This is a genomic window from Fibrobacter sp. UWR2, assembly GCF_002210285.1.
Lineage (GTDB): Bacteria > Fibrobacterota > Fibrobacteria > Fibrobacterales > Fibrobacteraceae > Fibrobacter.
The window spans coordinates 780009-792553 of record NZ_MWQE01000001.1; the positions used below are offsets into that span (position 1 = coordinate 780009).

At 53.5% G+C, this 12545-nt stretch carries 11 protein-coding genes; 8 read left to right on the top strand and 3 right to left on the bottom strand.

Translation table 11 applies throughout. The annotated features are described in order from the left end of the window. Positions 1-267: 267 nt before the first annotated feature. Positions 268-2109, bottom strand: a complete 1842-nt coding sequence (locus B7994_RS03105) for a CotH kinase family protein (RefSeq protein ID WP_088636996.1) — start codon at positions 2107-2109, stop codon at positions 268-270. 186 nt (positions 2110-2295) lie between these two features. Here B7994_RS03105 and B7994_RS03110 point away from each other — a divergent pair, with 186 nt between their 5' ends. Next, positions 2296-3480: a DUF3300 domain-containing protein gene (locus tag B7994_RS03110; protein WP_088636997.1), complete on the top strand. Its 1185-nt coding sequence runs from the start codon at positions 2296-2298 to the stop codon at positions 3478-3480. Here B7994_RS03110 and B7994_RS03115 read toward each other — a convergent pair. Further along, positions 3436-4686: a YgcG family protein gene (locus B7994_RS03115; protein WP_088636998.1), complete on the bottom strand. Its 1251-nt coding sequence runs from the start codon at positions 4684-4686 to the stop codon at positions 3436-3438. The two genes, B7994_RS03110 and B7994_RS03115, sit on opposite strands and share 45 nt — an antisense overlap. After that, positions 4687-5595: a DUF6175 family protein gene (locus tag B7994_RS03120; protein ID WP_088636999.1), complete on the bottom strand. Its 909-nt coding sequence runs from the start codon at positions 5593-5595 to the stop codon at positions 4687-4689. A 183-nt stretch (positions 5596-5778) separates the two neighbouring features. Here B7994_RS03120 and B7994_RS03125 point away from each other — a divergent pair, with 183 nt between their 5' ends. The 7 genes from B7994_RS03125 (at position 5779) to B7994_RS03155 (ending at position 12544) form a co-directional block, all read left to right on the top strand. Next, positions 5779-6417 carry an alpha/beta fold hydrolase gene (locus B7994_RS03125; RefSeq protein WP_088637000.1) on the top strand — a complete coding sequence of 213 codons (639 nt, stop codon included), beginning with the start codon at positions 5779-5781 and terminating at the stop codon, positions 6415-6417. A 102-nt stretch (positions 6418-6519) separates the two neighbouring features. Then, positions 6520-9003, top strand: a complete 2484-nt coding sequence (locus tag B7994_RS03130) for an ATP-dependent helicase (protein WP_088637001.1) — start codon at positions 6520-6522, stop codon at positions 9001-9003. Between the two features lie 57 nt (positions 9004-9060). Further along, complete coding sequence (gatC, locus tag B7994_RS03135) at positions 9061-9348, top strand: Asp-tRNA(Asn)/Glu-tRNA(Gln) amidotransferase subunit GatC (RefSeq protein ID WP_088637002.1); 288 nt, start codon at positions 9061-9063, stop codon at positions 9346-9348. Between the two features lie 39 nt (positions 9349-9387). Further along, positions 9388-10092, top strand: a complete 705-nt coding sequence (locus B7994_RS03140; RefSeq protein ID WP_088637003.1) for a 3-deoxy-manno-octulosonate cytidylyltransferase — start codon at positions 9388-9390, stop codon at positions 10090-10092. 19 nt (positions 10093-10111) lie between these two features. Beyond that, the gene (locus B7994_RS03145; protein ID WP_198957813.1) at positions 10112-10576 is read left to right on the top strand and encodes a helix-hairpin-helix domain-containing protein; all 465 of its coding nucleotides are present in this window, start codon (positions 10112-10114) and stop codon (positions 10574-10576) included. A 37-nt stretch (positions 10577-10613) separates the two neighbouring features. Then, positions 10614-11534 carry a hypothetical protein gene (locus tag B7994_RS03150; protein WP_088637005.1) on the top strand — a complete coding sequence of 307 codons (921 nt, stop codon included), beginning with the start codon at positions 10614-10616 and terminating at the stop codon, positions 11532-11534. Further along, positions 11531-12544: a hypothetical protein gene (locus tag B7994_RS03155; protein ID WP_144063722.1), complete on the top strand. Its 1014-nt coding sequence runs from the start codon at positions 11531-11533 to the stop codon at positions 12542-12544. The genes B7994_RS03150 and B7994_RS03155 overlap by 4 nt, the downstream gene beginning before the upstream one ends. The last annotated feature ends 1 nt before the right edge of the window (position 12545 follow it).

Sequence of the window (12545 nt, forward strand, 5' to 3'; positions counted from 1 at the left end):
TATAACCAAAGCCGTAGTAAAAATAAGTGAAAAAGACACAAAAATGATGCTATTTGTACTATAAGTGTTGTTGGCCTTTACATCTTGTTTTTTGCGAAAAATGGCCAAAAAAGCCTGTTTTGGAGGGCTGATGGCAGATAGGCTCTTGGGAAGTTGTATTTTTTTTTCTAGGGCAGGTACTTTGTGTTCCGTTTTTTTTGCGCAAAAACTTCTATTTACAAAAAAGACAGCCTTTAGGCTGCCTTTTCGATTTTGTCGGGGACGCTCTTAACGGTTCATCATCTTGCCGTTCAGGGTGGCTATCCAGTGCTTGTTCTGGGCTTTCCTGGGCACCTTCAGGGTCGTGACGCCCTTCTTGATTTTGGTCTTGAAGAGCGTGACTCCGTTCAGGTCGACTAGCGCGAAGGTTCCGCCCAAGTCGGTCTGGATTTCAAGTCGGTCTCCCTTCACGGTAAAGTAGTTCGTTGGGGAAAGCCTGCTGAAATCATCGAGGCCCGCTATAGGAGGCCACTGTACCGGGGGCTGATCCGGATTCTGTGTCTGTATCGTGTCCTTGCCCTTGTTCTTCTCGGCTTCTTCCTTTTCCCAGTCGGGAATATGGATTATGGGCTCGGTCACGATGGGTTGTGCCGGTTCCGTAAAGCCGAGTTTTTGGTCCATCCAGGACAACCTACTTTTAATTTTCTTGCGCAGGTATTCGTATTCACCGTCCCAGGTGTTGGCATTGTTGCCGCCCATGCCCATGCCGCCGCTGCTGCTGTTGGTGCAGAATTTCATCGGCTCCGGATCTGCATCGCCTTGGCCGCTGGATTTACCCAGGTTGGGCCAGCGCTTGAAGTTCCTGTCCGCTGCCTTTGCGAGGTATGTCTTCATGGAGTCAAGGTAGGTATCTATCGTTTTGGTGTGCCATACACCGCTGCGGAGTTCTGCCCAGCGCTTTTTCAGTTCGCTTTGGTAATTGGCGTCTTTCCACATTCCAGAAAGCCAAATCGGGGCCTTCATGTTCATGGTAGCATCGCCGCCACCGCCCCAGCCGCCCCAGCCGCCGCCCCACATGCCGCCGCCGCTTTTGCCTTCGATTTGCCAGCTATTGCCATTGCCGCCCATCATGCTGCTATTGCCCATGGCCAGGTTGAAGTCCCAAGGAGGTCCAAGGGTTACCTTGCCTTCCTTGAATTCCTTTCCGTCCTTGCCGCCCTTGTCCTTGGGCTTGTGCAAGAAGAAACTGCACCAGTAGGAGTCCCCGTTGTCGGTGAGCTCCTGGTGTAAAACATAGTCTACCGCCGAACCGACATCCACGTATTTATCATACCCATTGCCGTTTTTACCGTTCGTGAACAGGCCTTCTAGGTCATCGAGGTACTTCTTGAGATATTGTTCCTGCTGGGGCTGGATGTTCGCCTTCTTGGGGTAGTGCAGAATGACGTTCAAACCGTCAGCTGTCCTGAATCCTTCGGCTTCGATGCCGCCAGTCTTTTTGTCGCCAGCTCCGCCCGTGTTGGTGCCCGTCTTGTCGTATGCCCAGATGTAGCCACCGGTAAGGCTGTCGCCGGCGATATCGGTTTCCTTGAGCTTGCTTACGTCCACGCGGTACTTACCGCGCTTGATTTTTTCGATAAGCACGTACACGCCGCGGTATACGCCGTTGATGTAGAGGTCAAAGTGCTTGGTGCGGGGGCTGTAACGGCCTGCCTGCCTGAAGAGCCAGTGGGCGAGCGCGTTACGCATCATGCTCTTGTCCACGTATGGGCCATGGAAAACCCAGTCTTCGGCTGGCGGGAGCCCGAGCAGGCTCACATCGGTGCCTTCGCCCTTGTCGTCACGGACTTCAACGCCGTAGCCGGGCTTGGGGAACAAGGCGGAAGACTGTCCGCGGACCTTGATGCCGATTTCGTAGTGTGTGCCCTTGGCGCTGTCGGCCACATTGTTTGTGGCTCCGTCTAGCACGCTCATGGTGGCGGGAATCTTTTCGATGTTATCCTTGCTAAGGCATTTGCCCTTGGTGTCAACGAAAATAATGGGTAAATCGTAGGTCTGTGCTAAAGCATTCGCAGAAAAAGCGAACACCAACCCAATCACATACAACAATTTCTTCGTCGAGCGCGACATGTTACCTCCTGTATCCAATACCTTAGATAAATCTATATGTTATGGTAAAAAACGATATGTTAATTGTCGTTTACGCGTTGTTTTCGCTTACAACTCAAAAAAGCAAGAAAAATGCGTTATTTTGCAACCAAAAGAAAATTTGAGGCATCAAAAGGTTGTAATTTGTGAAAGTGAAGGAGGTTCGAAATGAACACGAATGAAACAAAACGTTCCAGAATTTGGTTGGTTGCCGTTTTTGCAGTGCTGTTCTGCCTGCCAAATGCGGCCTTCGCACAAGGTAACTTTACCGCTTCGGAACTGGATACCTTGGTGGCGAATATCGCGCTTTACCCCGACCCGCTTCTGGTGCAGGTGCTTGCCGCATCGACTCACGGAGACGATATTCATCCGGCTGCCGTGTGGGCCGAAGCGCACAAGAACATGACGGGGAAGGATCTTTCTGTGGCGCTTGAACGCGCCAAGCTCCCATACGACCCGAGCGTGCAGGCGTTAATCCCGTTCCCGCAGGTGCTATCGATGATGGATCGCTACCCCGCATGGACGGAACAGCTTGGCGATGCGGTCTTTATGCAGAAAGAAGACGTGATGGCCTCTGTCCAGCGCTTGCGCCGTACGGCTTCGAAATTCGGTCACCTGAGGAGCGATGACCGGGTGAAGGTTACGAATGGGGACAATATAACGATTACTCCGGTGCGTACGGAATACGTCTACGTGCCTGTCTACAATCCGTATTACGTCTACTACCGCTATTATGATGGCTATGCGCACATTACCTATGCGCCGGGCATCTGGATTGGCGGCTGGTTTGGTTTCTGGGGATGGGGTGCCTGCTGGTTTGACTGGAACAGGCGCTATATCTATGTGCGTGATACTCGCTGGTACCCGCCGCGCAGGCATATCCCGCGTCGTCACCACTATGCGCCGCCTCCGCGTCCTCATCACGATCGCCCGGGTCACTATGCGCCGCCTCCGCGCAGGAATTTCCATGACAGTCCGAGACTCGGGAATCCTCCTCCTCCTCCTCCGCCCCGTGCGAAGAATCCTCCTCCGCCCCCGAGGAAGGATGTAGAAAGGAAGGATGCGCGCTTGCCGGATAGAGGCTTTGATGACCGCCGTGAAAGACGTTCTGCTGCCCCGACCGTATGGGAAGAACCGAACTCCCGCAAGGCGACGTATTCCTCGAGCCGCAGCGAACCGCAACCTGCTCCGAGATCGCAGTCGGTTTCCAGATCTCAGTTTGAAGAAGATGGTGCGCAGATTTATTCCGGCCGTTCTAGCAAGAACACCAGTTCCCGCGACGATCGTGATTCTAGGTCCGATAGGGGCTCATCGCACGGAGGGTTTAACAGCAGGGTTATTCAGCGTCGCTAGGATTCCCGAGAGGGTCTTAGTAAGGCCCGCAATATCTTGTGCCGGATAGCGTTTTAGGACTACCCCGTGATTTTCGGGGTAGTTCTTTGTTTCTAGGTAGTAGACTCCATATAGGAGCGGAAGAATGTCGTTCAGGGCCTTTGCGAACGGAACCTTGCTATCCGAATGCAGTTGTTCGAGCGCCTTGTCGATTTCGTGCCTGCACTGGGCGGCGAGCTTGTCGGGGTGCGGCTCGAATCCGGCGAGGGGCTTGATTCCGCAAAGGGGAACGTTCCTGTTGGCGATATGCAGGTATTCAAGCGGTGTGGTGTCGAGCGTCTGCACGATTTCTGCCGGGCTGTAGAAGTGGGCGAACTGCAGGTTTTCGCGTGCCGCCCGCTTTTCGTATGCGCCTAGTTTGGCAATTTCTTCGGGGGAGTTGTCCTTCAGGATAAAGTTTACGGTCCAGGGCGAGGCGAGCGCGTCGAAGCCTTCCATGAGGCACTTGCCGGAGAGGAAAGCCGAAACGAGATTGTCTCCGAACGTGTCCCTGAAGATTCCGGGCCACGGGGACTTTTCGATTTCGCTTACGCTAAGCAACTTCTTCATGTTGTCAAAGAACCCGAACCGACGGCCCCTGCTCCCGACGGCGATGAGCAGGCCGAATACGGCTACGATGAAAATCCACCCGCGGATGGACATCGGTTCTTCTTTCGGTAAGTCCTGCTCGTCGATATTTACGGTGCTGCCCGTTTCGTCGGCGATGGCGAAAACTACCCTTGCGGTGAAAGAGAGCAGGCCGTCTCCGTAGCGTTCCCTGCGGAAGTCGGGTAGGAGTGTCTCTTGCTCAAACTTCTTGATGGTTGCGTCGGGGAGGATTCCGCTTGCGGTTCCCTTGGTCACGACAAATTTCCGCCGCTGCTTCTGGGCGACAAAGATCAGGATTTCTCCGCCTTGGCCGATATCCGCCATCCATTTTTCGGCAATATCCGAGGCGTACTGGCGGGCGTCCCTGTCGCCGATGTCGTCTAGCAGGATTGCATCTACGGATATGCCGGTTTCCTTGGCGAATTCTTCGGAAAGGGTGTTGAAAAAGGGAACCTGCTGCGCCGGGACTAGCCGGTTTTCGTCGTAGATATGGCTTTTCTCGGGGCGCAGGGGTATCCCGAACGCGATAGAGGCGATAATGAGCGTTGCAGCTAGTGTTGTTCTTACGTGTAAAAGCACCTATTCGAGGTCCATCAAGATCAGTTTTCGTGTGATGCTTATCTTCTTCGCTTGGGTCTTGTCCTTGAGCGAGTCGCGGATAAGGCTGTAGATTTCCTGCGAATCAGGGAATTTCCCTGCATCGGCGTAGACTGTGGCGTCGATGGTCTTTGACGTCATCACGTTCATGTTTACGCGCAGGAAATTCTTCTTGAGTAGCGAAACGATATCGTCATGGAGGTCTTCGATTTCATCTTCGTCAAAAGCCCCCTTGATATTTATAATTAGTTTGTACTGGGTGCCCTGCTCGCGATCCTTTTCCCAGTATGCCTGGATTTTTTTCTCGAGTCTTGGCATGGCGCGCTTTGCTGCTCTGTGGAGACAATCTGATATGGTGGCCTGGTCGTTTCCGCCACAGTCGTCGTCCATTGTGGATTCGCTGCCGAGGAGCCTTGCTGTAGACGATTCATAGGCGTTCAGGTCAACTGCGATGGTGCCGGACTTCACCGTGCCCGAGAACTTTATATACACATCGGCGCCTAGGGCTAGGCTTGCGAGGTAGGAAAGGTCTTCGTCCGTCTCGGCGATATCGTTCTGCATTTGTACGACATTGTCAAGCTCTGCCGCTCCTTCGAGCGATGTTACGTTGTACTTTTTGCGGGTGAGGTACTCGTTTATGGCTTCCATCATGGCCTTCGCCATGGGATTGTTCTGTACCACCTGCAGTTCCGAAATGCCCTTGCCGTTCTGGGCGGGTGTTACGAGGATGTTCGGAAGCGTACTGTTGTCGATGGGGGGCTGAGCCGGGGCTGTTTCCTGTTCGGGAACGGGTGCCGGGACTGCGGTTTCGGGAACGGCTTCGTCTTGCTGTGTTCCGGCGCATGCAATCAAAAATGCAGATGCAAACGCTAGGCTGGAGTAAAATCTCATGGTTGAAGCCCCTATAAATTATTTTTTTCTGTTTTGTTTGTGCATTTTTGGAATTTGATAGTCCAAAATATAATATCTAGAAAATTTTTTATAAAAAAGTAGTCTTTTTTTGTTTTGCATATATACATTTATTTCGGGATTACCTCATGAATACTTTTTTGGAAATGTGTTTGGAGTAGGACCATGAGTGAAAAGTGGATTTGGCTACCGGACTGGGCGTCCGATCTGTCCCTATGGGAAGACGATCTGACGGATGCGGATGCATCTGCCAAGCATACCTTTGTACCTTACGAAGCCATGGCCGCCCACCTTGATGATGTTTATGCTGTTGATGGCCTCTCGAAGGCAAATACTGTTGTCGGTTGGGGTTTGGGCGCCTTTTTGTTGATGTTGGGGGCGGCGAAACGCCCGAAAGGCCAGAAGTGGATTTTGCTTTCGCCGTTTGCGGATTTTTGTGATGAGAGTGGACCGTGGAATTCCGAGAACCTCCTGTTCAAGGCGCGCGAGATGCATTCTTCGATTGATGTCGGCCTGAACGCCTTCAAGGAGCAGTTCGACGACGAGTTCAGTGACTGGCCAGACGAATGGCTTGCCGCGGCGAAAAAGATGGATGCGACCTTGCTTGCAAACGGACTCAAGTTCCTTGCTGCGAACCGGATTGAGGGTGCAATCGACAACAGCGAGGATATTCAGGTGCTTTTCGGGCGCATGGACCAGGATGTTACGCCTGCCATGACGCTTAGGCTTAAGGAGTTCCTGCCGAAGGCGACCTTTAAGGAACGCCCTAAATCGGGTCATTGGCCCCCGATGATGCTGTTCTAAAATTTACTGCATTTTTGTTCCCGTCGGGCGATGCCTTGGCGGGATTGTTTTATATTTGCCGCGATAGGTCGATTAGGATTTATGCGCGATTAGGAGCTTTTGATGGCAAGTGTGGTTGATGCGAGTGTGTTGGATAGGGAACTCAATCCGGAGCAGGCGGCTGCCGCCAAGAAGATTGATGGCCCGATGTTGATATTGGCTGGTGCCGGTTCGGGAAAGACCCGTGCCATCACCTATAAGATTGCGCACCTCGTATCACAATATCAGGTAGAGCCAAAGAATATCCTTGCTGTAACATTCACGAATAAGGCGGCCCGTGAAATGACCGCGCGTATCCAGAAGTTGCTTGATTGCAACATGCATTTCCCGTGGATGGGTACGTTCCATTCGGTATGCCTGCGCTTGCTCAAAAAGAGCCTTGTTCTGGAATCTGTTACGCGGGCCATGGGCGGTTCTTGGTACGATGCGAACTTTTCGATATACGATGATGATGATCAAAAGCGCTTGCTGAAACAGATTCTCAAGGAAGAACTCGGCGATGACTGCGATGCGGCCGAAATCAAGCGTGTGCACGGAGCGATTTCTCGCTACAAGAATACGGTCCTTTACGAGCACGGGTCTGCGGTTTTGCAGACGCCGGAAGTGGCAATGGGGCGTGCGGAATTTGCCGACGATGAACGCCGTGCCCGTTACTATGCGGAATACCAGAAGCGCCTTCGTGAGTCAAATGCCATGGATTTCGACGATCTCTTGTTCAATACCGTACTCCTGTTGCAGAAGGTCCCGTCCATTACGAACCAACTGAAACAGTTGTTCACGTACGTGGTGGTCGACGAATACCAGGATACGAACGACGTGCAGTACGAACTGCTGAAACTCCTGATTAACGAAGACAAGAACGTGACCGTGGTGGGCGATGACGACCAGAGTATCTACGGTTGGCGCGGTGCTAACATCAAGATTATCCGTAACTTCCACAGGGATTTTGCTCCGGTCACTATTGTGAAACTGGAACGCAACTACCGTTCGACAAGCAATATCGTGAAGGGCGCAGGCTCCGTGATTGCGCATAACGTGCGCCCGCTCGAAATGGAAAAGAAGGTGTTCTCGAAAGAAGAGGCCGGTGACCCGATACGCGTGCGCCACATGGAAGATGACCGTACCGAAGCGCAGCAGATTGCTGAATTTGTCCTTGCAGCGGGCGCCGACAACTATTCGAAGACGGCGATTTTCTACCGCACCAATGCGCAGTCCCGCGTGCTGGAAAAGGCTTTGAACGATTTGAGAATTCCTTCGGTTATTTTTGGCGGAACTCGATTCTGGGACCGTAAGGAAATCAAGGACATCCTTGCCTATTTGCGCCTGCTTGCCAACGAGAAGGACGATGCGGCCCACCTACGCGTTATAAACACTCCTTCGCGTGCCATTGGCAAGACTACGGTAGAAACGGTGCTTGCGCGTGTCCGGAACGGCGAGGGTACCTTCTGGCAGATGCTTGTGGCTGAAGCTAACGGTACGGGGCGAACGGCTCCGAAACTCAAGGGCTTTACCGACCTTGTCCAGAGCTGGAAGGACTTGATTGCGGCAGGCGAGACCCCGCTCCCGATTCTTGCAGAGCGGATTATAGCCGATACGGGGTACAAGGAATTCTTGCGTAAGGAAGATGAACTTACTGCCGATGAGCGCATCGCGAACATCGACGAAATGGTGAACGCGATTCGCGAGTTTGACGAAGAACATCCGGATGCGACACTCGATTCGTTTATTCAAGATATATCGCTCCTGACGGATGCCGACAAGAAGGTGGACGATTCCAAGGGCGCGGTGACGCTCATGACAATCCACATGGCGAAGGGCCTGGAATTTAATACGGTGCATATCGCCGGTTGCGACGAGGGCATTTTCCCGCTGATCCGCGAATCTTCCATGCTTACGCCTTCCGAATCGCGTGAACAGCTGGAAGAGGAACGCCGCTTGTTCTATGTGGGCTGTACTCGTGCCGAGAAGAAACTTTATCTGTACCATACGGAACGCCGGTTCTTCCAGGGGACAATCCGTCCGTTTGCGCCTTCGCGCTTCTTGAAGGAACTGGACCCTTCCGTGGTGGAATTTACCCCGTGTATCGGTGGTGGCGGCCTTGGCGGTTTCCCGTCGGGAAATTCGTTCCCGCGCTATAACAAGGCGCCGGACTTTGTCCGTAAGGCGAATGCATCTGCTGGCCGTAGCTTTTCGGGCGGTTCCTCGTTCGGCTCGTCTTCGGGAGGATTCTCGCACGGAACATATTCCAAACCGTCCATCCCGGCATCTATCCGCAAGAACGACCAGCGGATTGTTTACAGGAACCCGATCAAGGTAGCCCCTCCTGTGAAACCTGCCGTGCCGAGCGGCCCGCGAGTCGTCTACGACGAGTATAGCGAGAACCCTTACCATCCGGGTGCTCGGGTTCGTCACTCCAAGTACGGTATCGGGACCATTGTCAAGTGCTATGGTACCGGGGACAATGCCCGCGTGGACGTGCGGTTTGGCAATGACAATACGGTGAGGACGATTATCCTCAAGTATGCCGCCCTGCAGATTGTGGGATAGTGGTTGTCCCTGCGAAAAAAATTTGTTATTTTATAACCCGCAAATAACGAGGTTTTTATGCTCGAACGTGAAGAAGTATTGAAATTGGCGAAGCTCTCGAGGCTCGAAGTTGCGGAAAGCGACATCGATTCCGTGAAGGGGCATCTCGACAAGATGCTTGACCACATGGAAGCGCTCAAGGCGCTCGACCTGTCCAATGTCGAACCGATGACCGGTGTCGAGAATGGTGCGACTATCCTTCGCGAAGACGTGCCGGTTCAGGGATTCTCGCTGGACCAGGCTTTCGCGAATGCGCCTGCAGTGGAAAACGACCACTTCGCCATCCCGAAGGTCATTGGCGGCTAACTCGCAAAAACAAAAGCCAGAAACGGCCATATTATTTTTATGACTGCAGTACACTGCATAGTACCCGCACGTATGGGGTCTTCCCGGTTTCCTGGGAAGCCCCTTTTTAAGTTATGCGGTAAAGAAATGATTGTCCGGACCCTCGAGAGGGCTCGGCTTGCGGAATGTTTTGACCGCATTGTGTGTGCGACCGACAGCGACCAGATTGCCGAGGTCGTTTCGAGGGCGGGATTCGAGTTTCTGCTCACTGGGCCTGCGAATACGGGATCTGACCGTGTGGCCGAGGCGGCTCGTGCCCTGGACCTTGACCTGGTGGTGAACCTACAGGGCGACGAGCCCTTGGTGGAGCCCGATGTACTTGTCGATGTTGCTCGCAAACTTGCTGCCCACCCGGATTGCTGGGTGAGTGTCGCATGCCCGCTTGCTCCTTCTGATGCCGAACTTGCGACCGTGGTGAAGGTCCGAGTCGAAAACGGCTTTGCCGTGGACTTTACCCGCCACGTGGAGCCAAGCGATGCTCCGCGCTGGTTCCAGCACCAGGGAATTTATGCGTATTCCCGAGTGGCGCGGGATGAATTTTCTGCTTTGCCGCAGAGTGCGGTGGAGAAGGAACGTTCGCTGGAACAGATGCGCATCATGGGGCGGCGCCCGATACGCATGGTCATGAGCCGCTATCCGTCGGTGTCGGTGGATGTCCCTTCCGATGCTGCTGCGGTGGAGGCACTCATCAAATCGTTGCATTAAAAAACAGGCGAGGGGAAATATGAACTCTGCTGAAAGAAAAATTCTTCATGTGGCGCTGGCCCTCTTTGTGGTCGGGCTTGCGGTGAGGTTCCTGCCGTGGGGGCTTCCGTCGGTCGATTTTGTGGATATCGGGGACCGCCCGAGGAAGGCTGAGACGCCCCTTGTGCAGTCCAAAGTGGAATATTCGGCAAAGGGCTCCGCGACATCCCTGGAAACCGATGGTATTGTAACTAAAAATTTACAAACAAGCAAGGAGAAAAAGCCCCGGAAAAAGAAGGCTATCGTCCGCTTTCCCTTGCATATCAACACAGCGACGGCGGACGAACTGTGCGCCCTTAAGGGCGTCGGACCCAAGCTTGCCGAGAAAATTATCGCTTTCCGCGAGGAGCATGGCCCCTTTTCGGGGGGTGCGAGCCTGCAAAAAGTGCCTGGAATAGGTAAGAAAAAACTGGAGGGCATACTGCAAAGCGTAATTTTTGATTAGTTTTATACTATCAAAATCTTCATAAGTCGTTGAGTATATGAGTGATACGAAATTGTACCTAGGTATTGAGGTGGGCGATGTCTCCCTGAAACTCGCCTTGTTGGACGGTGCTGAAAAGCGCGTTCTCAAGACTGCTGTTCTCCAGACGGAAACCAGCCCCATCGATGACATCTACACGTTCGAGACGGTCCTCCAGGGCTGGATGGACGAGTGCCAGCTTGAAGAGATCGAGGCTATCTCCGTGACGGTCCCCGCCTTCAGGTCCATTGTCCGCCAGGTGTTCGTACCGGCAGAGGCTGTCGCCAATATTGACGAGTACGTCCAGTGGTACCTCGGGCTCATTACCAATGGCGATAAGGATTCCTATATCGTTGACTATAAGGTCTTAAGCGGTGATGCCTCTATCGGGCAGACCGTTCTGCTTATCGCGGTCCGGCGTGAATGGGTCGATGCCCTGCGCAAGGGTTTCCGCAGCAAGAGCCTCGTGCCGAAGGGCATGGAAGTCGATGTGCTTTCGCTGATGAACCTCATGGATGTGGCGGAAGGTATCAAGAAGAATGTGGAATGCGTCATCAAGGCCGACTATTTTGGCGTGACGATGCTCTGGCTCAGCAAGGATAGCCTGCATGCGCTCCGTTGCGTGTCGACGCTTTCCTTGGTGAATGCCTCCATGGAAGAGGCTGCATCTATCCTTGCAGACGGTGTCTGCGAACAGATGAAACTTGCAAAGGAACAGAATTCCGTACCCGATGTCAAGCAGGTGCATATCTGCGGTGAAATGGCTATGGAACCGCTGTTTGTGCAGAAGTTGCGTGAAAAACTCGCCGACAGCTGCCAGGTTGTATTGATGGATTCTTTCTCCAATCTCAGGCTCCCGGTCGACGAGGCCGATTCCGCTGCCGTACTTAATTGTGCCGGAGCCATAGGAACCGCGCTTGGCGTGATGGAGGGTGTATGATTCGATTGAATTTGATGGAGGCCGCAGAACGCGTTTCTGTTCTCGATGTCGTTACGCCGGTGCGCGTGACCGACGTCTCTGCGCAGGTCAAGACCTCCAAGAAGAAGACTCTGCTTGTTGCTGTGGCTGTACTGTTCGTATTCGGCGTGTTCAGCTGCTTCATAAGCGTATTCGGTGTACCGCAGCCCCTTCAGGGTATTCTGCCCGGCCCGTACCTGGCTCTCATCGGTGCCGAAGATCCGAGCCGCAGTGCCCTTACCCTGAGCAACGGACAGCAGACCTCTGCCGGTGGTTCGCTCGAGGCGCAGGCCGCAGCTGCCGAAGAAGCGCTCAAGCGTCGTAACGCATTGTCTGTAAACCAGGTGGTGGGCGAGGTCAAGCCGCAGGTGCTGTTCAACAACAAGCGCGACGACTACAACTCGTTCCTCCCGATGGAAAAGATTTCGTTCCAGCGTGCGGCGATCAACCAGTTCTTTACTTTCCTCACGACGGCGACCCCGGACGATGTCGGGTTCTCCGACTGCGTGTTCCAGTCCCCGAATTACTTCTATGTGCGAGGCGTGTCGGTGAAGCCGACTTCCCAGCGTAGTTTCCTGGAACGTGTCAAGTCCGTGAGTTCTGATTTCCGCACGCCGCCTCTGCCCGAGAATGCTCCTGCGACAGACATTACCGCCTTTGGCCTGTTCAACGTGAACAACGTGAATAAGGCCGCCGTTACGACCTTCGTGAACGTGAAGGATGTTGCCGAAGAAATCAAGGCGTTCAAGAGTATCGCTGCTGCGAATAAGGTAACGATTGGTGGATTCGACAAGCCGAGCGTCGAGGAATTCGGCGTGTACAAGCGCTTTACCTACCAGGTATCGACCACGGCGGATTTCCCGGAACTGCAGTCCATGATGGCTGCCCTGGATGCTTCTCCCGTGCGTATCGGTGTCACGAAGGCAGAACTCAAGCTTGTGAAGAGGACCTTGAGCACCGCCATGACCTTGGTGATGTTCGTCGCTCCGTAAT